Origin of the sequence: Pseudaquabacterium pictum, assembly GCF_005403045.1 — a bacterium.
Taxonomy (GTDB): Bacteria; Pseudomonadota; Gammaproteobacteria; order Burkholderiales; family Burkholderiaceae_C; genus Pseudaquabacterium; species Pseudaquabacterium pictum.
The window spans coordinates 194,282-218,296 of record NZ_BJCL01000009.1 but is presented as its reverse complement, the minus strand read 5'-3'; the positions used below and the strand labels follow the sequence as shown (position 1 = coordinate 218,296).

Annotated in this window: 26 protein-coding genes; 22 read left to right on the top strand and 4 right to left on the bottom strand. The window is 69.5% G+C overall.

Annotated elements, in window-relative coordinates; all coding sequences use genetic code 11:
- The first annotated feature begins 28 nt into the window (after positions 1-28).
- On the top strand, positions 29-382 hold the full coding sequence (locus FFT10_RS17880) for a toxin HicA (RefSeq protein WP_228027165.1): 354 nt from the start codon (positions 29-31) through the stop codon (positions 380-382).
- Positions 372-701 carry a type II toxin-antitoxin system HicB family antitoxin gene (locus FFT10_RS17875; RefSeq protein ID WP_137734213.1) on the top strand — a complete coding sequence of 110 codons (330 nt, stop codon included), beginning with the start codon at positions 372-374 and terminating at the stop codon, positions 699-701. The genes FFT10_RS17880 and FFT10_RS17875 overlap by 11 nt, the downstream gene beginning before the upstream one ends.
- 48 nt (positions 702-749) lie before the next feature.
- Here the strand turns inward: FFT10_RS17875 and FFT10_RS17870 are convergent, their stop codons facing one another.
- Positions 750-2,369: a sigma-54-dependent Fis family transcriptional regulator gene (locus FFT10_RS17870; RefSeq protein ID WP_137734212.1), complete on the bottom strand. Its 1,620-nt coding sequence runs from the start codon at positions 2,367-2,369 to the stop codon at positions 750-752.
- Between the two features lie 166 nt (positions 2,370-2,535).
- Here FFT10_RS17870 and FFT10_RS17865 point away from each other — a divergent pair, with 166 nt between their 5' ends.
- Genes FFT10_RS17865 through FFT10_RS17835 form a run of 7 tightly spaced genes read left to right on the top strand, consistent with a single transcriptional unit; the run spans position 2,536 to position 9,124 of the window.
- A complete protein-coding gene (locus FFT10_RS17865; RefSeq protein WP_137734211.1) occupies positions 2,536-3,936 on the top strand; it encodes a CmpA/NrtA family ABC transporter substrate-binding protein in 1,401 nt (466 codons plus the stop codon).
- A 1-nt stretch (position 3,937) separates the two neighbouring features.
- Positions 3,938-4,834 carry a nitrate ABC transporter permease gene (gene ntrB / locus FFT10_RS17860; RefSeq protein WP_137734210.1) on the top strand — a complete coding sequence of 299 codons (897 nt, stop codon included), beginning with the start codon at positions 3,938-3,940 and terminating at the stop codon, positions 4,832-4,834.
- Positions 4,824-5,726 carry an ABC transporter ATP-binding protein gene (locus FFT10_RS17855; RefSeq protein WP_137734209.1) on the top strand — a complete coding sequence of 301 codons (903 nt, stop codon included), beginning with the start codon at positions 4,824-4,826 and terminating at the stop codon, positions 5,724-5,726. The genes ntrB and FFT10_RS17855 overlap by 11 nt, the downstream gene beginning before the upstream one ends.
- Before the next feature lie 3 nt (positions 5,727-5,729).
- Positions 5,730-6,173 (top strand): cyanase, encoded by a 444-nt coding sequence (gene cynS / locus FFT10_RS17850; RefSeq protein ID WP_137734208.1) that lies wholly within the window; start codon positions 5,730-5,732, stop codon positions 6,171-6,173.
- A gap of 9 nt (positions 6,174-6,182) precedes the next feature.
- Positions 6,183-7,265 carry a TRAP transporter substrate-binding protein gene (locus FFT10_RS17845; protein ID WP_137734207.1) on the top strand — a complete coding sequence of 361 codons (1,083 nt, stop codon included), beginning with the start codon at positions 6,183-6,185 and terminating at the stop codon, positions 7,263-7,265.
- Between the two features lie 16 nt (positions 7,266-7,281).
- The gene (locus tag FFT10_RS17840) at positions 7,282-7,806 is read left to right on the top strand and encodes a TRAP transporter small permease subunit (protein WP_137734206.1); all 525 of its coding nucleotides are present in this window, start codon (positions 7,282-7,284) and stop codon (positions 7,804-7,806) included.
- Positions 7,799-9,124: a TRAP transporter large permease gene (locus FFT10_RS17835; protein WP_137734205.1), complete on the top strand. Its 1,326-nt coding sequence runs from the start codon at positions 7,799-7,801 to the stop codon at positions 9,122-9,124. Before FFT10_RS17840 ends, FFT10_RS17835 begins: the two co-directional genes overlap by 8 nt.
- A 12-nt stretch (positions 9,125-9,136) precedes the next feature.
- Here the strand turns inward: FFT10_RS17835 and FFT10_RS17830 are convergent, their stop codons facing one another.
- Positions 9,137-9,811 carry a glutathione S-transferase family protein gene (locus FFT10_RS17830; protein WP_137734204.1) on the bottom strand — a complete coding sequence of 225 codons (675 nt, stop codon included), beginning with the start codon at positions 9,809-9,811 and terminating at the stop codon, positions 9,137-9,139.
- Positions 9,812-9,958: 147 nt separating this feature from the next.
- Here FFT10_RS17830 and FFT10_RS17825 point away from each other — a divergent pair, with 147 nt between their 5' ends.
- From FFT10_RS17825 to FFT10_RS17780, 10 genes are all read left to right on the top strand, one after another.
- On the top strand, positions 9,959-10,684 hold the full coding sequence (locus tag FFT10_RS17825) for an ABC transporter permease (protein ID WP_137734203.1): 726 nt from the start codon (positions 9,959-9,961) through the stop codon (positions 10,682-10,684).
- Positions 10,681-11,463, top strand: coding sequence for an ATP-binding cassette domain-containing protein (locus tag FFT10_RS17820; protein WP_306446576.1), 783 nt, complete (start codon positions 10,681-10,683; stop codon positions 11,461-11,463). Before FFT10_RS17825 ends, FFT10_RS17820 begins: the two co-directional genes overlap by 4 nt.
- Positions 11,454-12,302: an ABC transporter substrate-binding protein gene (locus FFT10_RS17815; protein WP_137734202.1), complete on the top strand. Its 849-nt coding sequence runs from the start codon at positions 11,454-11,456 to the stop codon at positions 12,300-12,302. The genes FFT10_RS17820 and FFT10_RS17815 overlap by 10 nt, the downstream gene beginning before the upstream one ends.
- Before the next feature lie 75 nt (positions 12,303-12,377).
- On the top strand, positions 12,378-13,466 hold the full coding sequence (locus FFT10_RS17810) for a DUF3616 domain-containing protein (RefSeq protein WP_137734201.1): 1,089 nt from the start codon (positions 12,378-12,380) through the stop codon (positions 13,464-13,466).
- 117 nt (positions 13,467-13,583) lie between these two features.
- Positions 13,584-14,018 (top strand): tellurite resistance TerB family protein, encoded by a 435-nt coding sequence (locus FFT10_RS17805; protein ID WP_137734200.1) that lies wholly within the window; start codon positions 13,584-13,586, stop codon positions 14,016-14,018.
- 223 nt (positions 14,019-14,241) lie between these two features.
- Complete coding sequence (locus FFT10_RS17800; RefSeq protein ID WP_137734199.1) at positions 14,242-14,715, top strand: 4Fe-4S dicluster domain-containing protein; 474 nt, start codon at positions 14,242-14,244, stop codon at positions 14,713-14,715.
- A gap of 25 nt (positions 14,716-14,740) precedes the next feature.
- Positions 14,741-16,588, top strand: coding sequence for an aldehyde ferredoxin oxidoreductase family protein (locus FFT10_RS17795; RefSeq protein ID WP_137734198.1), 1,848 nt, complete (start codon positions 14,741-14,743; stop codon positions 16,586-16,588).
- Between the two features lie 71 nt (positions 16,589-16,659).
- Positions 16,660-18,105, top strand: a complete 1,446-nt coding sequence (locus FFT10_RS17790; protein WP_137734197.1) for an NAD(P)/FAD-dependent oxidoreductase — start codon at positions 16,660-16,662, stop codon at positions 18,103-18,105.
- Between the two features lie 18 nt (positions 18,106-18,123).
- On the top strand, positions 18,124-18,378 hold the full coding sequence (thiS, locus tag FFT10_RS17785) for a sulfur carrier protein ThiS (protein ID WP_137734196.1): 255 nt from the start codon (positions 18,124-18,126) through the stop codon (positions 18,376-18,378).
- Positions 18,365-18,685, top strand: coding sequence for a hypothetical protein (locus FFT10_RS17780; protein WP_228027164.1), 321 nt, complete (start codon positions 18,365-18,367; stop codon positions 18,683-18,685). The genes thiS and FFT10_RS17780 overlap by 14 nt, the downstream gene beginning before the upstream one ends.
- Before the next feature lie 53 nt (positions 18,686-18,738).
- Here the strand turns inward: FFT10_RS17780 and FFT10_RS27675 are convergent, their stop codons facing one another.
- Positions 18,739-19,068 (bottom strand): hypothetical protein, encoded by a 330-nt coding sequence (locus FFT10_RS27675; RefSeq protein WP_154694091.1) that lies wholly within the window; start codon positions 19,066-19,068, stop codon positions 18,739-18,741.
- A 134-nt stretch (positions 19,069-19,202) separates the two neighbouring features.
- Here FFT10_RS27675 and FFT10_RS17770 point away from each other — a divergent pair, with 134 nt between their 5' ends.
- Positions 19,203-19,880: a Crp/Fnr family transcriptional regulator gene (locus tag FFT10_RS17770; RefSeq protein ID WP_137734194.1), complete on the top strand. Its 678-nt coding sequence runs from the start codon at positions 19,203-19,205 to the stop codon at positions 19,878-19,880.
- Positions 19,881-19,887: 7 nt separating this feature from the next.
- Here the strand turns inward: FFT10_RS17770 and FFT10_RS17765 are convergent, their stop codons facing one another.
- Positions 19,888-20,892 (bottom strand): XdhC family protein, encoded by a 1,005-nt coding sequence (locus tag FFT10_RS17765; RefSeq protein ID WP_137734193.1) that lies wholly within the window; start codon positions 20,890-20,892, stop codon positions 19,888-19,890.
- 269 nt (positions 20,893-21,161) lie between these two features.
- On the opposite strand from FFT10_RS17765, the gene FFT10_RS17760 reads away from it, so the two are divergent.
- Entirely contained in the window at positions 21,162-21,629 is a 468-nt protein-coding gene (locus FFT10_RS17760) for a (2Fe-2S)-binding protein (RefSeq protein ID WP_137734256.1), read from the top strand.
- Between the two features lie 16 nt (positions 21,630-21,645).
- A complete protein-coding gene (locus FFT10_RS17755; RefSeq protein ID WP_137734192.1) occupies positions 21,646-23,997 on the top strand; it encodes a xanthine dehydrogenase family protein molybdopterin-binding subunit in 2,352 nt (783 codons plus the stop codon).
- Positions 23,998-24,015 lie beyond the last annotated feature (18 nt).

The following is a 24,015-nucleotide window of genomic DNA, read 5'->3' as shown; positions in this document are numbered from 1 at the left end:
TTTCAGAATGTCAACAATCTGTCGATCAATGTCGACAAAGCTTGGCGGCTTGCGCGGCGGTGCGGGCCTTGCCTTGCGCGCCGGAGCATTGACGATTGGTGTCAATAGTGACACCATTTCAGCCATGGCGAACATCGTCAAGGTCCTCGCGCAGATGGAGTCGTCGCCGGGCGGTGTGCGCTTTGCTGACCTTGTCAGCGTGTGTGAACACTTCTTTGGCGCAGCCAGGCAGTCCGGCTCCAGCCACGCGGTCTTCAAGACACCATGGGCCGGCGACCCCCGGGTCAACATCCAGAACGACAAGGGGAAGGCCAAGGCCTACCAGGTGCGGCAAGTGCTGCAGGCGATCGCCAAGTTGAAAGGGCAAGGCAATGAACTCTGACCACTACACCTACCGCGTCACCTGGTCTGCCGAGGATGCCGAGCATGTGGGCCTGTGCGCCGAGTTCCCGTCGCTGTCCTGGCTGGCCGCCACACCCGCTGAAGCCCTGGCCGGCATTCGCAGCGTCGTGGCCGACTGCGTGCGCGACATGTCCGCCCATGGCGAGCCGGTGCCCGTGCCTTTGGCGGACCGCCGCTACAGCGGCGAGTTCAAGGTGCGCATCCCGCCGGAGCAGCACCGCCGCCTGGCCATCGAAGCCAGCGAGCAGGGCGTCAGCCTGAACCGCCTGGTCAGCGCCAAGCTCGCCAGTGGAGCTTGACCCTCTGTCCAACAGCCGCCCTGCCTGGCACTGCTTTGGCTCCGCGTCTCACAACCCCAGCTTGCGGCACCGGTAGCTGAACTGCCGCAGCGTCAGCCCCAGCGCCGCCGCAGCGCGGGTGCGGTTGCCGCCATGGCGGGCCAGGGCATCGGCCAGGGTGCGGGCCGTGTGGGAATCGGCCGGGCGGTAGTCGCGCACCAGCGGGATGGCCTCCACCGGCGCGGCACCCGCCGCAGCCAGCGGCAGGGCCTCTGGCGCGTCCGCAGCATCGTCGCCCTGCAGCAGCCGGGTGACGGCGGCCACGCCGGCCAGCGGCACCTCGCTCAGCAGCACCAGGCGCTCCACCAGGTTGCCCAGCTCGCGGATGTTGCCGGGCCAGGGGTGGGCGGCCAGCAGCGCCACCGCCTCGGGCGTGAGGATCACGTTGCGCTGGTGCGCCTGGTTGGCGCGGTGCAGGAAGTGCGCCACCAGCAGCGGGATGTCCTGCGGCCGCTCGCGCAGCGTGGGCAGGCGGATCGGGATCACATTGAGGCGGTAATACAGATCCCGGCGGAAGCGGCCGGCGGCCACCTCCTGCGCCAGCTCGCGGTGGGTGGCCACCACCAGGCGGGCATCCACCCGGCGTTCGCGCTTGGCGCCCAGGCGCAGCACCGTGCCCTCCTGCAGCGTGCGCAGCAGCTTGGTCTGCAGCGGCAGCGGCAGCTCGCCGATCTCGTCGAGGAAGATGGTGCCGCCATGCGCCAGCTCGAACCAGCCGGCACGCTCGGCCTGGGCGCCGGTGAAGGCGCCGCGCTCATGGCCGAACAGCTCGCTCTCGAACAGCGTTTCGGGGATGGCGGCGCAGTTCATCTTGATGAACGGCCCATCCCGCCGCGGGCTGGCCAGGTGCAGGGCGCGGGCGAACAGCTCCTTGCCGGTGCCCGATTCGCCCAGCAGCAGCACGCTGGCGCTGGCCGACGACACCCGCTCCAGCGCGCCGATGGCGCGCAGCAGTGGCGGCGCACTGCCCACGATGCCGTAGCGCGCCGCACTGCTGTGCAGCGCCTCGGTGAGCTGGGCGTTGCGCTCCTCCAGCCCGCGGGTGGTGGCGGCCACCAGCTGCTCCAGCTGCAGCAGCCGCCCGGCCAGTGACGCCAGAATGCCCAGCACCGCCACATCGTCGGCCAGCTGCCGGCCACGGCTGCGGATGCGGTGGCAGGCCAGCACGCCGATGGTCACCCGGTCCACCTCGATCGGCAGCGCGATGAAGGCGACCGTCTCGGGCGGCAGCCGCTCGCGCGGCACGCAGCGGAACAGGAAGGCCGGCTCTGCATCCACGTCCTGCACCAGCGCCGGCTGGCCGGTGCCCAGCACCCGGCCGGTGACACCTTCGCCCGGGCCGTAGGTGCCGCGGGCCACTTCCTCGCGTGTCAGCCCGTAGGCATGGCGGATGCGGCTGGCCACCGGCTGGCCGCGCGGCACCGCCTCGTCGGCCAGCACGATGCGGCCGCGGTTCAGGCCCAGCAGCTCGCTCATCAGGTGCAGCATCTCGCGCAGCACCGCCTGGCTGTCCACGCTGCGGCCTACACCCCGCATCACCTGGCTGAGCAGCAGCATCTCCTGGGCGCGCCAGTCCACCCGCTCTTCGCGCGGCGGGGTGGCGGGGGCGTGGTGGGTGGTGGTGGACATGGCGCTGGGGCAGGCAGCAAGAAGCCGGCCATCCGGTGCCACCCGCATCCCTTGTAGGGCCAGCCCTACACGCCGCCACGCCGGCCCCACAACAGAACCACCGGGCCCGCGATGGTGCGCATGCTTCCTGCTTCCTAGCATGGTCACCAGATCCAGGAGCCTGCCCATGCGCGACGACACCACCCCGCCCGCCACCGCTGCCAGCGCCTACGACCCCTACGACGCCGACCGCCCGCTGATGCTGCGCTGCAGCTGCGGCGCCGACCACGCGCCCACCGAGCACGGCGCCGCCACGCTGCCCGACACCGAGACCATGGGCCGCCAGTTCATGGAGGCCAGCCTGATCAAGGCCATCTTCCCGCAGGAGCCGGTGCGCCGTGCCTTCCTGAAGGCGGTGGGCCGCCGTAGCGCGATGGCCGCCATCGCCGCCGCCCTGCCTGCCGGTGCACTCACCAGCCTGCAGGCCATGGCCCAGGAGAAGGGCGCGCTGGAGAAGAAGGACCTGAAGATCGGCTTCATCCCCATCACCTGCGCCAGCCCGCTGATCATGGCCGACCCGCTGGGCTTCTACCGCCAGCAGGGGCTGACCGTGTCGCTGCAGAAGACGGCGGGCTGGGCGCTGATCCGCGACAAGATCATGAACAAGGAGTACGACGCCACGCACTTCCTGAGCCCGATGCCGGTGGCCATCAGCCTGGGTCTGGGCTCGGCCGCGATGCCGATGAATGTGGCGACGATCCAGAACATCAACGGCCAGGCCATCGTGCTGGCCAACAAGCACAAGACCAACCGGGATCCGAAGAACTGGAAGGGCTTCAAGTTCGCCATCCCGTTCGACTACAGCATCCACAACTTCCTGCTGCGCTACTACCTGGCCGAGGCCGGCATCAACCCCGACACCGATGTGCAGCTGCGGGTGACGCCGCCGGCCGAGATGGTGGCCAACCTGCGCGCCGGCAACATCGACGGCTTCCTCGGCCCCGATCCGTTCAACCAGCGCGCGGTGTTCGAGGAGGTGGGCTTCATCCACATCTTGAGCCGCGAGATCTGGGACGGCCACCCCTGCTGCGCCTTCGGCGTGCCCACCGCCTTCATCGAGCAGAACCCCAACACCTTCGCCGCGCTGTTCCGCAGCGTGCTCACCGCCGCGGCCATGGCCCGCGAGGCCAAGAACCGCGAGCTGATCGCCAAGGTGATCAGCCCGGCGCAGTACCTCAACCAGCCCGAGGCGGTGCTCACCCAGGTGCTGACCGGCAAGTTCGCCGACGGCCTGGGCAATGTGCGCAACGTGCCCGAGCGTGCCGATTTCGACCCCGTGCCCTGGCAGAGCATGGCCGTGTGGATGCTCACCCAGATGAAGCGCTGGGGCTACCTCAAGGGCGACGTCAACTACAAGCAGGTGGCCGAGAAGGTGTTCCTGCTGACCGACGCCAAGAAGCAGATGAAGGCCCTGGGCCAGGCGGTGCCCGACGGCGCCTACAAGAAGTTCAAGGTGATGGGCAAGGAGTTCGACCCGGCGCAGCCCGATGCCTACCTGAAGAGCTTCCCGATCAGCAAGGCGGCCTGACATGGCAGCCACCCGCGCCACCGGCCTGGGCGACCGGGCCAAGGCCAGCCTGCTGTCGCTGCTGATCCTGGGCCTGCTGCTGGGCATCTGGCACCTGGCCACGCTGCGTCCGGCGGCGGTGGCCGGCCCGGCCACCACGCTGACGCCCGAGCAGATCGAGTACGCCAAGCTGATGGGCAAGGACCCGACGGCCGGCGCCGCCCCAGCAGCCAGCAAGAGCGGCTTCCCCACGCTGGGCCAGATGGCCGACGCGGCGGTGGCCAACCTGTCGCGCCCGTTCTACGACAACGGCCCCAACGACAAGGGCCTGGGCGTGCAGCTGGCCCACAGCCTGGGCCGGGTGGGCCTGGGCTTCCTGCTCGCGATGGCGGTGGCCATCCCGCTGGGCTTCCTGATCGGCATGAGCCCGCTGGCCTACAAGGCGCTGGACCCGTTCATCCAGGTGCTGAAGCCCATCAGCCCGCTGGCCTGGATGCCGCTGGCGCTGTACACGATCAAGGACTCGGCCATCAGCGGCATCTTCGTGATCTTCATCTGCAGCGTGTGGCCGATGCTGATCAACACCGCCTTCGGCGTGGCCGGTGTGCGGCGCGAGTGGTTGAACGTGGCGCGCACCCTGGAGGTCAAGCCGATCCGCCGCGCCTTCGAGGTGATCCTGCCCGCCGCGGCGCCCACCATCCTGACCGGCATGCGCATCAGCATGGGCATCGCCTGGCTGGTGATCGTGGCCGCCGAGATGCTGGTGGGCGGCACCGGCATCGGCTACTTCGTGTGGAACGAGTGGAACAACCTGAGCCTGCCCAACGTGATCTTCGCGATCCTGGTGATCGGTGTGGTGGGCATGCTGCTGGACCTGATGTTCGCGCGGCTGCAGAAGGCGGTGACCTATGCGGACTGATGATGTCTTCCTGACCGTCGAAGGTCTCGCCAAGACCTACCCCGGCGCCAGCGAGCCGGTGTTCGACAGTGTCAACTTCGGCATGCACGAGGGCGAGTTCGTCTGCATCATCGGCCACAGCGGCTGCGGCAAGACCACCATCCTGAACGTGCTGGCCGGGCTGGAGACAGCCAGCGAAGGCCATGTGTTCATGGACCGCCGCGAGGTGGCCGGCCCCGGGCTGGAGCGCGGCGTGGTGTTCCAGGGCCATGCGCTGATGCCCTGGCTGACGGTGCGCAAGAACATCGCCTTCGCGGTGCGCAGCAAGTGGCCCGACTGGCCGGCCGACCGGGTGGATGCCCATGTCGAGAAGTACGTGGCCATGGTCGGGCTGCAAGGCGCCATCGACAAGAAGCCCAGCGCACTGAGCGGTGGCATGAAGCAGCGGGTGGGCATCGCCCGCGCCTTCGCCATCCAGCCGCGCATGCTGCTGCTGGACGAGCCCTTCGGCGCGCTGGATGCGCTCACGCGCGGCACCATCCAGGACGAGCTGCTGCGCATCTGCGCCGAGACGCGGCAGACGGTGTTCATGATCACCCACGACGTGGATGAATCCATCCTGCTGGCCGACCGCATCCTGCTGATGAGCAACGGCCCGCAGGCGCGCGTGGCCGAGATCGTGCGCAACACCATGCCGCGCGACCGCCAACGCGCCACGCTGCACCACGATCCGCAGTACTACCGCATCCGCAACCACCTGGTCGACTTCCTGGTGGCGCGCTCCAAGGACCTGAGCCACGGCCGCGCCCCGGCCCACCCGCCCGAGGTGTGCCCCGGCCTGGACGGCGCCACCGAGCCGCCCGACTTCTCCCCCACCGCACCCAACGTGCTGCCCATGCAACGAAAGGCCTGAACCATGTCCCGTCTCGACGTCACCGAAAAGATCATCACCACCAAGGTCGCCAAGGGCCTGAAGTGGTCCGACATCGCCGCCAAGGTCGGCCTCAGCAAGGAGTGGGTCACCGCCGGCTGCCTGGGCCAGATGACCTTCAATGCCGAGCAGGCCGGCGTGCTGGCCGAGATCTTCAGCCTGACCGACGACGAGAAGAAGTGGCTGATGGTGGTGCCCTACAAGGGCAGCCTGCCCACCAGCGTGCCCACCGATCCGCTGATCTACCGCTTCTACGAGCTGATCAGCGTCTACGGCACCACCTTCAAGGAACTGATCCATGAAGAGTTCGGCGACGGGATCATGAGCGCCATCGACTTCAAGATGGACCTGCAGCGCGAGGCCAACCCGATGGGCGACCGCGTGGCCATCACGATGAGCGGCAAGTTCCTGCCCTACAAGACGTACTGAGCCAGCGCCATGCACAACACCCGCCGCACTGCACTGAAGGCCGGCATCGCCGGTGCCGCCCTGGCCGCCCCGGCCATCGTCTCGGCCCAGACCACCTTCAACTGGAAGATGACCTCGGCCTATGGCAAGGGCTCGCCGTTCTACATGGATGGCCCCGGTTCGGCCACCGACCTGGCCAAGCGCATCCGCGAGATGTCCAACGGCCGGCTGAACATCCAGGTCTTCGGCGCGGGTGAGTTGATCCCCGCCTTCGAGGGCTTCGACGCGGTGCGTGCCGGCACGGTGGAGATGAACCATGCCAACAGCTACTTCTGGACCGGCAAGAGCGCGGCGGCGCAGTACTTCACCGCCGTGCCCTTCGGCCTGAACTTCCAGGGCATCAACGGCTGGCTGTACGACGGCGGCGGCCAGGAGCTGTGGAACGAGGTCTACGCGCCCTTCGGCATGGTGGCCATGGCCTGCGGCAACACCGGCGTGCAGATGACCGGCTGGTTCAAGAAGGAGATCAAGGATGTCGCCGATCTCAAGGGCCTGAAGATGCGCATCCCCGGCCTGGCCGGCAAGGTGTACGCCAGCCTGGGCGTGGACGTGAAGGTGCTGCCGGGCGGCGAGATCTTCCCGGCGCTGGAGCGCGGCGTGATCGACGCGGCCGAGTTCGTCGGCCCCTTCCAGGACCGGCGCCTGGGCCTGCACAAGGCGGCCAAGTACTACTACACCACCGGCTGGCACGAGTCGGCCACGGTGAGCGAGCTGCTGATCAACAAGGCCGCCTGGGACAAGCTGCCCGCCGACCTGAAGGCCATCGTGCAGAACGCCGCCGCGGCCTGCAACGTGATCGGCGAGGCCTGGTGCCAGAAGCACAACAGCGAGGCCATGGACGACCTGATCAAGAACCAGGGCGTGATCGCCCGGCCGCTGCCCGATTCGGTGATCAAGGCCCTGCGCACCGAGACCGACAAGGTGCTGGCCGAGGCCGCCGCCAAGGACCCGCTGACCAAGAAGGTGCACGACTCCTACATGGCCTTCAAGGCCAAGTACGACCGCTGGAGCGAGGTGAGCGAAGAGGCGTACCACATCAAGGTGCGCGGCTGAACCCGGCGGACTGTCCATGAACACCGCGGCTGCCGCCGTGGTCCGCCGCATCGAGGGTTTGATCGATGCGGTGGGCCGCGCCACCCTGTACCTCTGTCTGGCCATGATCGGCCTGGTGGCCGTCAACGTGCTGCTGCGCTACAGCCTGAGCTTCGGCTCGGTGTGGTCGCAGGAGCTGGAATGGCACCTGCTGGCCGCCGTCATCCTGCTGGGCATGAGCCATGCCATCCAGCGCGGCGACAACGTGCGGGTCGATGTGTTCTACGCCGACTTTTCACCGCGCGCCAAGTTCGTCGTCAACCTCGTGTCCCTGGGGCTGTTGCTGTTGATTGCGCTGCTGTTCATCAAGCTGTCGCTGGGTTACGTGGCGCAGTCGTACGCCATCAACGAGACATCGGCCGACCCTGGCGGCATCCCGTTCCGCTGGGCGGTGAAGGGCTTGATCCCGGTCGGCTTCGGCCTGCTGGCGCTGCAGACGGTGGGCGCCTTGCTGAAGCTGGTGCTGGTCGAGAAGCAGCGCCTGGGGGCGGGCCATGTTTGAGCCGCAGACCTACGCCATCCTGATGCTGGTCGGCTTCTTCGTGCTGCTGATGCTGGGGGTGCCGGTGGCCACCACGCTGGCCACGGTGGGCTTCCTGTTCGGCTATCTGGGCTTCGGCGACAGCCTGTTCAACCTGCTGCCTGCGCGCATCTACGGCGTGGTGGCGGGCTACCAGTGGATGGCCATCCCGCTGTTCGTCTTCATGGGCGTGATGCTGGAGAAATCCCGCCTGGCCGACGACCTGCTGGACGTGATGGGCCACATCGCCGGCGGCGTGCGCGGCGGCATGGGCGTGGGCATCATCCTGTTCGGCGTGCTGATGGGCGCCACCACCGGCATCGTCGGCGCCACCATCATCACCCTGGGCCTGCTGACCCTGCCCACGCTGATCCGCCGCGGCTACGACAAGTCCATCGCCTGCGGTGCGATCTGCGCCAGCGGCACGCTGGGCCAGATCATCCCGCCCAGCCTGATCCTGATCCTGCTGTCCGACATCATGCAGCTGTCGGTGGGGACGCTGTTCGCCGCCGCCGTCGGCCCAGGGCTGCTGCTGGCCGGTGTCTACATCATCTTCCTGCTGGTGCTGGGCATGCTCAAGCCCGACCTGATGCCGCCGCTGCCGCAGGCCGAGCGCGATGCCGTCAGCCGCAAGCAGCTGTGGGTGCGCTTCTGGAAGGTGGTGGTGCCGCCGATCATGCTGGTGGTGGCGGTGCTGGGCAGCATCGTGGGCGGCATCGCCGCGCCGACGGAAGCCGCGTCGATGGGCGCGGTGGGCGCCATCCTGATCACCATCGGCGCGGGCCGCTTCAAGTGGCAGGTGCTGAAGGAGGTGGCGCTGGAGACCAGCAAGATCACCGCCATCATGATGTTCATCCTGATGATGGCGCAGGTGTTTGCGCTGGCCTTCCGCGGCCTGCATGGCGAAGACCTGATCGTGCGGATGTTCGAGTGGCTGCCCGGCGGCGTGAACAGCGACATCTGGTTCATGATGGCGCTGATCTTCGTGCTCGGCTTCTTCATCGAGTGGATCGAGATCAGCTACATCGCGGTGCCGCTGTTCCTGCCGGTGCTGATCAACCAGGGCGTGGATCCGGTGTGGCTGGCGATGCTGATCACCGTCAACCTGCAGAGCAGCTTTCTCACGCCGCCGTTCGGCTGGGCGCTGTTCTACCTGAAGGGCGTGGCGCCGCCGGAGGTGACCATCCGCGACATCTACAAGGGCGTGGTGCCGTTCATCGCGATGCAGGCGCTGACGCTGGCCCTGGTGTTCTTCTACCCGCAGATCGCGCTGTGGCTGCCCAAGGCCATCGGCTGGTGACGGCGCCCGCGGTCAGATGAACGGCGCCTGCAGCCCCTCGGCCGCCCAGGTGCGCTGCACTTCGGGCCGCGCCAGCAGGCGCTGCAACCAGGGCGCCAGCCCCGGCCGGGTGCGCGCCGGCGGCGAGGCATCGCCTTGGAAGCCGCGGGTCCAGCGGCAGAGCATCAGGCCGTAGTAGTCGGGCACGGTGGGGCCGGCGCCAGGCAGCAGCCAGTCGCCGCCGTGGCGCGCCAGCTGCGCCTCGATCTGGCCCAGCAGCATGCCCACCTGCTGCTGCGCGTGGGCCGACACATGCGCGGTCACGTCGGGGTGGTCGGCCAGGTAGGCGTCGCCCAGCACCCGCGCCGGGTAGAAGTGGTGCATCAGGGTGGTCTGCAGCGTGGTGGCCATCCACACCAGCCACTTCACGGCCTCGCCGCGGGCGGCGGTGCCCGGCGCGGGCAGCAGGCCATGCCCGGGCCGCTGGTCGGCCAGGTGCAGGCAGATGGCCGCCGTCTCGTACAGCACCAGGTCGCCGTCCACCAGCACCGGGATCAGGCCGTTGGGGTTCAGTGCCAGGTAGGCCGGGCCCTTGTGGGCATCGCTGCCGCGGTCCACCAGCACCAGTCGGTGCGGCAGGTCCAGCGCGTGCAGCAGCATGTGGGGCGCCAGGTTGGCGTTGCCGGGGGCGTAGTGCAGGTCGAGCATCGGTCGTCCGGTTGGGTGGTGGATGCCCGCCATCATGCCGTGCGCCCCGGTCTGCCGCGGTGGATATGCAGGTGCATGCATATCGCGGCCCGTGCCGGTAGCGGCAAGAATCGCGGCCGGCCACCCGCACCCGAGCTTCCCTTCCTGATGAATGCGTTTTCCGACAGCTTCAGCGTTGCGCTGGGGCTCATCACCCAGGCCGACGCCACGCTGTGGCAGATCGTCGCCTTGTCGTTGCGTGTCAGCGCCACCGCCTGCGCCCTGGGCGCGGGCTTCGGCCTGCTGCTGGGGGCCTGGCTGGCGGTGGCCCGTTTCCCCGGCCATGCGGCGGTGGTGGGGGTGTTGAACACGCTGCTGGCGCTGCCGTCGGTGGTGGTCGGGCTGGTCGTCTACCTGCTGCTGTCGCGCTCGGGCCCGCTGGGCAGCTGGGGCATCCTGTTCACCCCCACCGCCATGGTCATCGCGCAGAGCATCCTGGTGGTGCCGCTGATCGCCGCGCTGGCCCGTCAGCTGGTGGCCGATGCGCTGCGCGAAGGCGGCGACGAACTGGCTGCCATGGGCGCCGGCAAGCTGCTGTCGGCCCTGCTGCTGCTGGCCCATGCGCGGCTGGCGGTGGGCACCGTGCTGCTGACCGCCTTCGGCCGTGCGGTGGCCGAGGTGGGCGCGGTGATGATCGTCGGCGGCAACATCGCCGGTGTCACCCGGGTGATGACCACCGCCATCGCGCTGGAGACCAGCAAGGGCGATCTGCCGCTGGCCCTGGCCCTGGGCCTGGTGCTGCTGGGCGTGGTGGCGGTGATCAACCTGGCCGCCGGGCTGCTGCAGCGGCGCGGCGCGGCGGCGCTGCCGGTGGCCGCCGGGGCGCCGGCGTGACCGGCCTGCCACCGCGCATGGCGCCGGGCCTGTCCGGCGCCGCCGCGCCAGCGCCTGCCGCTCCGCTGCTGCTGGCGCTGCGCCAGGCTGGCGTCTGCTTCGGTGCGCAGGTGGCCCTGCGCGACATCACGCTGCAGGTGCACCGCGGCGACCGCATCGCCCTGGTGGGCGCCAACGGCTCGGGCAAGACCACGCTGCTGCGCCTGCTCAACGGCCTGCTGCCGCCCAGCAGCGGGCAACGCCAGCTCGGCGATGGTGGCCGTGTCGGCGGGCGGCCGCCGGTCACCGCCATGCTGTTCCAGCGGCCCTTCCTGCTGCACTTCAGCGTGCGGCGCAACCTGCAGCTGGCGCTGTGGCTGGCCGGCGTGCCGGCGGCCGAGCGGGCGGCGCGGGTGGACGGCGCGCTGCAGCGCGTGGGCCTGCAGGCCAAAGCCGACCAGCCGGCGCGCAGCCTGTCGGGCGGCCAGCAGCAGCGCCTGGCGCTGGCGCGGGCCTGGGCGGTGCAGCCCGACATCCTGTTCCTCGACGAGCCCACCGCCAGCCTGGACCCGTCGGCCAAGCGCGAGGTGGAGCAGCTGATCGACGCCTTCGGCCAGGCCGGCATGGCCCTGGTGATGAGCACCCACAACCTGGGTCAGGCCAAGCGCCTGGCCAACCGCATGCTGTACCTGGACGCCGGCCGCCTGCTGGCCGACCTGCCGGTGGACGACTTCTTCCACCGCACCGATCTGCCGCCCGAGGCGGCGCAATTCCTCAAGGGAGAACTGCCATGGACCTGATGACCAACCCCGCCCGCCTGCTGCGCCGCACTGCCCTGGCCCTGCTGGTGAATGCCACGCTGGCCGCGCTGGCCGGCCCGGCGCTGGCGCAGGGCAACTTCATCGTGATGGCCTCGACCACCAGCACCGAGCAGTCGGGCCTGTTCGCCCACCTGCTGCCGGCCTTCAAGGCCGCCACTGGCACCGATGTGCGGGTGGTGGCCCTGGGCACCGGCCAGGCGCTGGACACCGCCCGCCGCGGCGATGCCGACATCGTCTTCGTGCACGACCAGGCCGCCGAGGAGAAGTTTGTCGCCGATGGCTTCGGCCTGAAGCGCCTGCCGGTGATGTACAACGATTTCGTGCTGATCGGCCCGGCCGCCGACCCGGCCAAGACGCGCGGCAAGGACATCACCGCCGCGCTGCAGAAGGTGGGCACCAGCGGCGCGGCGTTTGTCAGCCGTGGCGACAAGAGCGGCACCCACGCCGCCGAGCTGCGTTACTGGAAGGCTGCCGGCACCGACATCGCCGCCACCAAGCCCGCAGGCTACAAGGAATGCGGCTGCGGCATGGGCCCGGCGCTGAACATCGCCGCCTCCACCGGCGCCTATGTGCTGGCCGACCGCGGCACCTGGCTGAACTTCAAGAACCGCGCCGACCTGGCCATCCTGGTCGAGGGCGACACCCGGCTGTTCAACCAGTACGGTGTGATGGTGGTCAACCCGGCGAAGCACCCGCATGTGAAGCAGGCGCTGGCCCAGGGCTTTGCCGACTGGGTGGTGTCGCCGGCCGGCCAGGCCAGCATCGCCGGCTACAAGATCGGCGGCGAGCAGCTGTTCTTTCCCAACGCGGGCAAGTGACGGTTGATGGTTGACGGTTGACGGTTGACGCGTGGCGGGCCGGCGTATCCTGGGTCACCTGTCTGGAGACCTGCCATGCCCCAAGCCCGCTCCGCAAACGCTGTCCGCCTGGAGTTCGCGGCCGATTCCCTGGTGCAGTCCAACCTCTCCGGGGCGGCCTTCACCGGCGACTGGCTCTGGGTGGCCGGCGATGAAGCCTGCGGCCTGGACCGCCTGCGCCGGCTCGACCCCGTCGGCGCGGAAACACTGCGCTTCGGCGAGGTGCGCGACTTCCCGCTGCACGGTCTGCTGGACCTGCCGGGCGAGGACGGCGAGGAAGCCGATCTGGAAGGCATGGCCGTGGCCGACGGGTACCTGTGGGTGGTCGGCTCCCACGGGCTGAAGCGCAAGAACGCCAAGCCCGACCGCAGCCATGCCGACAACGCCAAGCGGCTGGCCAAGACAGCGCTGGACAGCAACCGCCGCCTGCTGGCCTGCCTGCCGATCGAGCTGGACGCCCAGGGCCAACCCTGCCTGGTGCGGCGCGCCCAGGACGGCCGCCAGGCGCTGCGCCTGGCGGGCGACGCCCGCCACAACCTGCTGACCCGCGCCCTGGCGGACGATCCCCACATCGGCCCCTACATGGCGATCCCGGGCAAGGACAACGGCTTCGACATCGAGGGCCTGGCCGTCGATGGCCGCCGGCTGCTGCTGGGCCTGCGCGGCCCGGTGCTGCGGGGCTGGTCCGCGGTGCTCGAGATCGAAGTCGAGGCGCATGACGGTGGCTTGCGCCTGGTGCCGCTGGACGGCAAGGGCACGCTGGTGCGCAAGCACTTCCTGCAGCTCGATGGCCTGGGCGTGCGTGACCTGCACTTTGCCGGCGACGACCTGTTCATCCTGGCCGGCCCGACGATGGTGCTCAACGGCGACATCCGGCTCTTCAAGTGGCCGGCCGCCCGGCAGGCCCTGGCCGCCAACCTCGAGCCGGTGCGCTTCGAGGACGCCCTGGTCACCTCGGTGCCCCTGCCGCACGGGCGCGGCACCAACCGGGCGGAAGCCATCTGCCAGCTGCCGCCCGGCCTGCCCGGCGGCAAGACGCAATGGCTGGTGCTCTACGACGCACCGGGCGCCGACCGCCGGGACGGCGCGCACGCCGTCTTCGGCGACCTGCTGCGGCGCGACTGAACGCTTCGGCTTTCCGGAAGTGTCCGTCTTGAAACGGCAGCTTCTTCCGATGGCGAGGCGGCGGCACAGTCGTTGGTTTTGCCGCCCTCCTCAACCCCTCGCCACCCGCACCCCACCATGCGCAGCTACCCCCGCAACAGCCCGGAAGCGGCCGCACGCATCGTCGCGCTGGTCCTCATCGCCGACGGCCAGATGTGCAGTGCCGAGGTCGCCGTGCTGCGGGCGCTGGGCGCCGAACGAGCCCTCGGGCTGGAGCCGCACCTGCTGCCGCACATCGTCTACACGCTGAGCGAGGAACTGCTGGCGGGCGGCGCGCAGGTCGGCGCCTACCTGGACCACATCGATGACGGCGCCCTGGCCCGGCTGATGGCGGAGGTCTCCGACCCCGCGCTCCAGCAGACGGTGTTGCGGCTGGCGCTGGCCACCGCACGTGCCGATGGCCGCCTGGCCGACGGCGAGACCCTGGTCATGCGTGCCGCGCGCCAGCACTGGAACCTGCCCGACGGCGAGGCGCCAGGCGCCCCGAAGCCGGCCCGCCGCCGCACGGGATGACGGTTCGCACAGGCCGCCCAGGCCGGCGAACGCAAACCATTCTCATCGCCACCGGTCGGACGTCTCAGGCTGGGACAGCCGGCCGGTTTTCCGCGGCTGAACTAGGGTTTCGCCCAGGTACCTGCCGCAGCCGGCTATGCAGATCATTGCATAAGCCGACGTCTGCGCATGGCGCGCGGGCGGGCGCCTCAACCTCCACCCAGCCCCTGCGGAGAAGAACACCATGCAGAAGAGCCTGCACATCAACCCGGAGAAATGCACCGGTTGCCTGCAATGCGAGATGGCCTGTTCCTACGAGAACTACGGCACCTACGCGCCGGCCAAGTCGCGCATCAAGGTGTTCGACTTCCACCACACCGGCCGCAAGGTGCCCTACACCTGCACCCAGTGCGACGAGGCCTGGTGCCTGCACGCCTGCCCGGTGGAGGCCATCACGGTCGACAAGGCCACCGGCGCCAAGGTGGTCAGTGAATCCACCTGCGTGGGCTGCAAGGTCTGCACCATCGCCTGCCCGTTCGGCACGGTGAACTATGTGCAGGAAACCGGCAAGGTGCAGAAGTGCGACCTCTGCGGCGGCGAGCCCGCCTGCGCCGAGGCCTGCCCCACCGGCGCCATCACCTACATCGACGCCAACTGGACCGGCCTGAACAAGATGGCCGCCTGGGCCGACAAGCTCGGCAACCAGCCCGGCGTCTGATCTTCAAGCTTCAAGGAGCACACACATGTCCTGGGCAGGAAAAATCCTCCGCGTCAACCTCAGCGCCGGCACCGTCACGTCCGAGCCGCTCAACATGACCTGGGCCAAGCAGTACCTCGGCTCGCGTGGTCTGGCCACCAAGTACCTGGTGGAAGAGATGGACGCCAAGACCGACCCGCTGTCGGCCGACAACAAGATCATCTGGGCCACCGGCCCGCTGACCGGCACCATGGCCTCCACCGGCGGCCGCTACACCGTCGTCACCAAGGGCCCGCTGACCGGGGCGATCGCCTGCAGCAACTCGGGCGGCTACTGGGGCGCCGAGCTGAAGATGGCCGGCTGGGACATGGTCATCTTCGAAGGCAAGTCGCCCAAGCCGGTCTACCTGAGCATCCAGGACGACCACGCCGAGCTGAAGGACGCCAGCCACCTGTGGGGCAAGAGCGTCTGGGAGACCGAAGAGATCCTGAAGAAGGCCGCGCAAGACCCGCAGGTGCGCGTCAGCTCCATCGGCCTGGCCGGTGAGAACCAGGTGCTGTACGCCGCCGTGGTGAACGACCTGCACCGCGCGGCCGGCCGCTCGGGCGTGGGCGCGGTGATGGGCAGCAAGAACCTGAAGGCCATCGCGGTGCGCGGCACCAAGGGCGTGGGCAACATCGCCAACCCCAAGGAGTTCATGAAGGTCACCTTCGAGAAGAAGAAGATCCTCGCCGACAACGCCGTCACCGGCCAGGGCCTGCCGACTTACGGCACCCAGGTGCTGATGAACGTGATCAACGAGATCGGCGCGCTGCCCACCCGCAACCACCGCGACAGCCAGTTCGAAGGCGCCAAGGACATCTCCGCCGAAGCCATGGCCACCCCGCGCGAGAGCGACGGCAAGAAGCAGCTGGTCACCAACCAGGCCTGCTTCGGCTGCACCATCGCCTGTGGCCGGATCTCCAAGATCGACCCCACGCACTTCAGCGTGGTCAACAAGCCGCAGTACTGGGGCGCCACCGGCGGCCTGGAATACGAGGCGGCCTGGGCCCTGGGTGCCGCCAACGGCGTCAACGACCTGGAAGCGCTGCAGTACGCCAACACCATCTGCAACGAGCAGGGCATGGACCCGATCACCTTCGGTGCCACCATCGGCGCGGTGATGGAGCTCTACGAGATGGGCGTGATCACCAAGGACATGCTGGGCTTGGACGCCCCGTTCGGCAGCGCCAAGGCGCTGTGCGAGCTGGCCGACATGACCGCCAACGGCGTGGGCTTCGGCAAGGAGATCGCCCAGGGCAGCAAGCGGCTGACCGCGAAGTACGGCCACCCCGACCTGAGCATGAGCGTCAAGGGCCAGGAATTTCCGGCCTACGACGGCCGTGGCATCCAGGGCATGGGCCTGGCCTACGCCACCAGCAACCGTGGCGCCTGCCACCTGCGCGGCTACACCGTCGCGTCTGAAGTGCTGGGCATCCCGGTCAAGACCGATCCGCTGGTGTCCGAAGGCAAGCCCGAGCTGGTGATGGCCTTCCAGGACGCCACCGCCGCGTTCGACTCCGCCGGCATCTGCATCTTCACCAGCTTCGCCTGGGGCCTGGCCGACGTGCAGCCGCAAGTGGCCGCCGCCTGCGGCGACGAGTTCACGCTGGAGAACCTGTCGCTGATCGGCGAGCGCATCTGGAACATGGAGCGCGACTTCAACAACCGCGCCGGCTTCACTGCCGCCGACGACAACCTGCCCAAGCGCCTGATGAACGAGGCGGTGAAGACCGGCCCGGCCAAGGGCCTGGTGAGCAAGCTGCCCGAGATGCTGCCCAAGTACTACGAGATCCGTGGCTGGGATGCCGGTGGCAACCTGAAGGCCGAGACCCGCGCCAAGCTCGGTCTCTGATCCAGCCCGGCTGGTGCTGACAGCAAGGCGGTTCTCGGACCGCCTTGTTCATTTCCGAAGAGAGTTTCCCCATGAAGCACGTGATCTTGGGCGCGGGCCCGGCCGGCGTGATCGCCGCCGAGACCCTGCGCAAGCATGCCCCGCACGACGACATCACCCTGATCGGTGACGAGCCCGAGGCGCCGTACTCCCGCATGGCCATCCCCTACCTGCTGATCGGCAAGGTGGGCGAGGAGGGCACCCACCTGCGCCACACGCCAGGCCATTTCGCGGCCCTGCGCATCGACGTGCGCCAGGCGCGGGCGCAGACGGTGGATGTGGACAAGCGCTGCGTGGTGCTGCAGGGCGGCGAGTCGGTGCCGTTCGACAAGCTGCTGATCGCCACCGGCTCCTCGCCCGCCTCGCCGCCGATCCCGGGCATCGACGGCCCGGGCGTGCATCCCTGCTGGACCCTGGCCGACGCCCGCGCCATCATGGCCCTGGCCAAGCCGGGCGCGAAGGTGCTGCAGATGGGCGCCGGCTTCATCGGCTGCATCATCATGGAAGCCCTGGCGATGCGCGGCGTGAAGCTCAGCGTGGTGGAGATGGGCGACCGCATGGTGCCGCGCATGATGGGCCCCACGGCCGGCGGCATGATCAAGGCTTGGTGCGAGCGCAAGGGCGTGGCGGTGTACACCGGCGCCCGGGTCGAGGCCATCGAGCGGCCCGCACCGGCACCGGCCGCGCCGCGGCCGTCGATGCGCCCGTCGCCCGAGCCGGCCGTCAAGCCCACGCTGCTGCAGAAGCTGGGCAATGCCATCGGCGTGGTGCACATCCCCGCGCCACCGCCGCCGGCGCCCTGGCCCAAGCCCGAACCCGCAACGCCTGCCGCCGGCCCGATGCAGGTGCGCCTGTCCACCGGCCAGGTGCTGGAGGCCGATCTGGTCATCAGCGCCACCGGCGTGCGGCCCAACATCGGCTTCCTCGAGCACTCCGGCGTGCGCTGCCTGGTCGGCGTGCTGACCGACGAGCACCTGCAGACCAACGTGCCCGGCATCTACGCGGCGGGCGACTGTGCCGAGGCCTTCGACAAGGTCAGCGGCCAGACCATCGTCAGCGCCATCCAGCCCAATGCGGCCGAGCAGGCGCGGGTGGCCGCCCTCAACATGGCGCACCGCGGCCCCACGCCGCTGGCCGAGCTGAAGGGCGTGACCCAGATCAACGTGCTCGACACCCTGGGCATGATCTCCGCCAGCTTCGGCAAGTGGGATGGCGTGCCTGGCGGCGAGCAGGTGGAGCTGACCGACCGCGAGGCCGGCAAGCTGCTGAGCCTGCAGTTCAGCGGCAACCAGCTGATCGGCTGCAACTCGGTCGGCTGGACCGAGCATGTGGGCGTGATGCGCGGTCTGGTCGAAGGCCAGGTGCAGCTGACCGACGAGTGGAAGCAGCGCCTGATGCACGACCCCACGCTGTTGATGGAGGCCTACCTGGCCAATGCCCAGGCGCAGGCCGACATGGCCCTGGTGCGCCAGCGCTGACCGGGCTGGTTGCCGCCGATGAAGATCACCTTCAAGCTCTACGCCAGCCTCACCGAGTACCTGCCGCCTGCGGCCCGGCGCGACAACCGCATCGAGATGGAGGTGGCGGCCGGCGCCACCATCGCCCAGATCATCGAGCCGCTGGGCATGCCGCCGAAGCTGGTGCACCTGGTGCTGGTCAACGGCGTCTACATCCCGCCGGAAGAACGGGCCACGCGCACCTTCGTCGATGGCGATGTGCTGGCCATCTGGCCGCCGATTGCCGGCGGGTGATGGCGTGCAGGGCCACTACCCGGCGGAGTTCCACCGTGAGCAGGGCTTCACCGAGGCCGACTGGCTGACCTGCCTGCCCGGGGCGGTGCGTGGCTGCCCGCTGGCCATCACCGGCCCCGGCCGGGCCACGGTGCAGATCGGCGCCGGCACGCTGCAACTGGCCTGGCAGGTGCGGCCGCCGCGGCAGATTGCGCTGATGCGCATGCCGGTGCTGGCCACCCACTACCGCTTCGACGGCGTGGCCGAGGCCGACCGCCAGGCCTTCATGAAGTTCTTCGACCTCTACACCCAGCGGGGCGGTGGGTGAGCCCGGACACCAACCGTCCCGAGGACGGTTGGTGCCTGGCGAACCGGCCGCGCTCAGTGAGGCCGTGGGGGCGGCGGGGTCAGACCCGCATGCGGCCAGCCCAGCAGTTCGGCCAGCCGCGTCACCACCCAGGTGGCCTCGGCCGCACTGAAGCCGCTGCCGTCGGCCGCCAGGCCGGCCTCGGTGCGTTCGAGCACCAGGTCCTCGCTCAGGCCCTGGTCATGCAGGCGGGCCTGGCAAGGCTCGACCAGCATCTGCGCCATGTCCTCGCACAGCTCGTAGCGGGCACGGAAGTCGTCGCGCGGCAGGGTGAGGCGGCCACGGGCATCGCGGTGCACCGCCTCGAAGGACGGCGGGATGTGGATCTGGGAGTCGTCGGACATGGGGTGGAAACACCGGCCTTGTGGCGCTGCGCAGACCCCATTGTCCGTGCCTGGCCGGCGCTGCCAGGGCTGCTGCAGAATCCGCCCCGTCTGCCGCAGCCCGCGGCACCGCGTCCGTGCTTGGGGAGCCCGGGATGACGCCATCGGAGTTGAGCGCCTGGCTCGCCGCCCACGGGGCTGCCCTGAGCTTCACGCCGCAGCACCTGCTGGCCTATGCCGCCGGCGGGCTGGCCGTGGCCTTTGCGGCGGCCGGCGCGCTGGTGCGCACCATGACTCCGCTGCGCTGGCTGGCGGTGGGCAGCAACCTGGGGTTCCTGGCCTTCGGCGCGCTGTTCCCGTCGCCCACCACGCTGGTGGTGGCGGCGGTGCTGCTGCCGATCAACCTGTACCGGCTGCGCGAGATCCTGCGCCTCACCCGCCAGGTGCAGGCCGCCACCAGCCGCAGCGACCTGGCCGGCCTGTGGCTGCGGCCGTACATGAAGCCGCGCAAGCTGGCCGCCGGCGCGGTGCTGTTCCGCCGCGGCGATGCCGCCACGCGGCTCTACCTGCTGGCCGACGGCCAGCTGCAGTTGCAGGAGATCGGCCAGGCGATCGCGCCGGGCCGGGTGTTCGGCGAGATCGCGCTGTTCTCGCCGTCCAAGCGACGCACCCACACCGCCGTCTGCCTGACCGCCTGCACCGTGCTGCAGATCCACGAGGACACGGTGCGCCAGCTGTACGTCGAGAACCCGGCCTTCGGCTTCCACCTGATCGGCCTGGTGGCCGCACGCTTGTCCGACGATGTCGGGCGTGCCGGGCCACCGCCCGGCTGAGCGCGCCTCAGGTGGCGCAGCCGGCTTCCACCGCGGCCTGCGGCTTCACCGGCACCGGCTCGGGCACGCGGTAGCCGTAGCGCACGGCCGTCAGCTCGGCCAGGATGCTGATGGCGATTTCCGGCGGGGTGCGTGCGCCGTTCTTCAGCCCCACCGGGCCGTGGATGCGCGCCAGCTGGTCGTCGGTGATGCCGAAGTGTTCCTTCAGCCGCGCCTTGCGCTTGGCCTGGTTGGCGCGCGAGCCGATGGCGCCGATGTAGAACGCCGGGCTGTTGACCGCCTCCATCAGCGCCAGGTCGTCCATCTTCGGGTCGTGCGTCAGCGCGATGATCGCGGTGTGGCCGTCGGGCTTCATCTCGACCACGGTGTCGTCGGGCATGCTGCGCAGCAGCGTGGCGCCGGGCACCTCGAAACCGGTGGCGTATTCCTCGCGCGGGTCGCAGACCAGCACCTGGTAGTCCAGCGCGGTGGCCATCTGCGCCAGGTACTGCGTCATCTGGCCGGCGCCGATCAGCAGCAGCCGCCAGCGCGGGCCGTGGTGGGTGACCAGGGTGGTGTCGTCGAGCGCCAGCTCGTCGGTGGTGTTGCCGGGCTGCAGGTCGACCTCGCCACTGGCAATGGTCAGCACCCGGCGCACCCGCTCGCCGCGGTCCAGCCTGGCCAGCAGGTCATCGAGCCGAGTGCGTGGCTGCACCGGCTCCAGCACCAGTTCGATCAGGCCGCCGCAGGGCAGGCCGAAGCGCTGGGCGGTGTCGGTGTCGATGCCGTAGCGCACCACCTGCGGCAGGCCGGTGGTCAGCGCGCCGGCGCGGGCCTTGTCGACCAGGTCGTCTTCGATGCAGCCGCCCGACACGCTGCCGGCCACCAGGCCGTCGTCGCGCAGCGCCACGCTGCTGCCTGGCGGGCGCGGGGCCGAGCCCCAGGTGCGGGTGATGGTGCCGAGCACCACTCGGTGCCCTTGGGCCAGCCAGGTGGTGGCCTGGCGCAGCACATTCAGATCGACGTTGTCCATGGTGGTCTGGCTTCAAGAGCGCGGGGGAGGCAGTGGAACCTAACGGCTGCCGGCCTGCCCGGCGATGCCGCGCATTCCCCTAGGAAGCGCACAGCATACGGCGTCGCCTGGCGCGGGGCCAACCCTTATGTCGGCGGCTTCATAAGGGAAACCGAATCGATGCGCCGCCATGCCGATCTGCCTAGCATCCGCCCGGCCTGCCGAGGCCCGCCCCGGGCGCCACGGCTTCAGACACCGCACACCAACCTCCAGGAGACGCTTCCATGGGCATGCAGATCACCCTCACCGTCAACGGCGAGTCCGTCACGCGGGAGGCCGAACCGAACCAGTTGCTGGTGCACTTCATCCGCGACACCCTGCGCCTGACCGGCACCCACGTGGGCTGCGACACCACCCAGTGCGGCGCCTGCACCGTGCATGTGGACGGCAAGGCGGTGAAGAGCTGCGGCATGCTGGCCGCCCAGGCCGCTGGCAAGGCCGTGACCACGATCGAGGGCCTGGCCGCCGCCGACGGCACGCTGCACCCGATGCAGGCCGCCTTCCGCAGCTGCCACGGCCTGCAGTGCGGTTTCTGCACGCCGGGCATGGTGATGAGCGCCATCGACCTGGTGCAGCACCACGGGTGTCACAACGAGCAACAGGTGCGCGAGGCGCTGGAAGGCAACATCTGCCGCTGCACCGGCTACCACAACATCGTCAAGGCCGTGCAGCAGGGTGCTGCCGCCATGCAAGCCTGAACCGGAGCGCAACACCATGAACGCACGCCAAGGTTTCATCGGCCAGTCGGTCGAGCGCCGCGAGGACAGCCGCTTCCTCACCGGCAAGGGCCAGTACACCGACGACATCAGCCTGCCCGGGCAGACCCACGCCTTCTTCCTGCGCAGCCCGTATGCGCATGCCCGCATCACGCGCATCGACACCAGCGCCGCCGCCAAGGCGCCGGGCGTGGTCGGCATCCTGACCGGTGACCACTTCAAGGCCGTGGGCGGCCTGCCCTGCGGCTGGCTGATCAACAGCCTGGACGGCCAGCCGATGAAGGAGCCCAAGCACCCGGTGCTGGCCGACGGCAAGGTGCGCTACGTGGGCGACCGCGTGGCCCTGGTGGTGGCCGAGACGCTGGACCAGGCCGCCGCCGCGGCCGAGCTGATCGAGGTCGACTATGAAGAGCTGACGCCGGTGGTGGACGCGCTGACCGCGCCGCAGATCGCGTCGTCGGTGCATGACGAGGCGCCCGACAACCGCGTCTACCAGTGGGGCATCGGCGACAAGGACGGCACCGCCGCCGCCATGGCCACGGCCGCGCATGTCACCACGCTGACCTACCGCAACAACCGGCTGATCCCGAACGCGATGGAGCCGCGCTGCGCCAACGCCAGCTACGACGTCAACGCCGACAACTACACGCTGTACGTCGCCAACCAGAACCCGCACGTCGAGCGGTTGCTGATGTGCGCCTTCGTGCTCGGCATCCCCGAGCACAAGATGCGCGTGGTGGCGCCCGACGTGGGCGGCGGCTTCGGCAGCAAGATCTTCCTGTACGGTGAAGAAACCGCCATCGTCTTCGCCAGCAAGCTGCTGAAGCGCCCGATCAAGTGGACCAGCAGCCGCAGCGAGGCCTTCCTGTCCGACGCCCACGGCCGCGACCATGCCACCACGGTGAGCCTGGGCCTGGACAAGGACGGCAAGTTCCTGGCGCTGCAGGTGCACACCACGGCCAACCTGGGCGCCTACCTGTCGACGTTTGCCAGCAGCGTGCCCACCATCCTGTACGCCACCCTGCTGGCCGGCCAGTACGCCACGCCCAAGATCTGGTGCGCGGTGGATGCGATGTTCACCAACACCGCGCCGGTCGATGCCTACCGCGGCGCCGGCCGGCCCGAGGCCACCTACGTGGTCGAGCGCATCGTGGAAACCGCCGCGCGGGAACTGGGCATCGACCCGGCCGAGCTGCGCCGCCGCAACTTCATCACCACCTTCCCCTACGCCACGCCCGTGGGCCTGACTTACGACACCGGCGACTACGAAGCCACCATGGCCCGCGCCATCGAGCTGGCTGACGTGGCCGGCTTCGAGGCCCGCAAGGCCGCATCGGCCGCCAAGGGCCTGAAGCGCGGCCTGGGCTACAGCGCCTACATCGAGGCCTGCGGCATCGCCCCCAGCAGCGTGGCCGGCGCCCTGGGCGCCCGCGCCGGCCTGTTCGAGGCCGGTGAGGTGCGGGTGCACCCCACCGGCAAGGTGACGATCTTCACCGGCAGCCACAGCCACGGCCAGGGCCACGAGACCACCTTTGCGCAGGTGGTGGCCGACAAGCTGGGCATCCCGATGGACGACATCTCCATCGAGCATGGCGACACCGCCAAGGTGCTGTTCGGCATGGGCACCTACGGCAGCCGCTCGCTGGCCGTGGGCGGCACGGCCATCGTCAAGGCGGTCGACAAGATCATCGCCAAGGGCAAGAAGATCGCCGCCCACCTGCTGGAAGCCGCCGACACCGACATCGTCTACGAGGGTGGCGAGTTCAAGGTGGCCGGCACCGACAAGAAGGTGCCGTTCGCCGCGGTGTCGTTGACGGCCTATGTGCCGCACAACTTCCCGCACGACAAGCTGGAGCCGGGCCTGAACGAGAACGCGTTCTACGACCCCAGCAACTTCACCTACCCCGCCGGCACCTACATCTGCGAGGTGGAAGTCGATCCCGCCACCGGCCACACCCGCATCGACCGCATGACGGCCTGCGACGACTTCGGCAACGTCATCAACCCGATGATCGTCGAAGGCCAGGTGCACGGCGGCCTGGCCCAGGGCATCGGCCAGGCGCTGCTGGAACACGGCGTCTACGACACCGAGACCGGCCAGTTGCTGACCGGCAGCTACATGGACTACGCCATGCCGCGTGCCGACGACCTGCCCAGCTTCAACGTCGAGACCGCCAAGGGCACGCCCTGCACCCACAACCCGCTGGGTGTGAAGGGCTGCGGCGAGGCCGGTGCCATCGGCTCGCCGCCGGCGGTGATCAATGCCATCTGCCATGCCCTGGGCATCAAGGATGTGCCAATGCCCGCCACGCCCTACACTGTGTGGAAGGCCGTGCAGGCTGCCCGCTGATCCGCCAGGAGACACAAG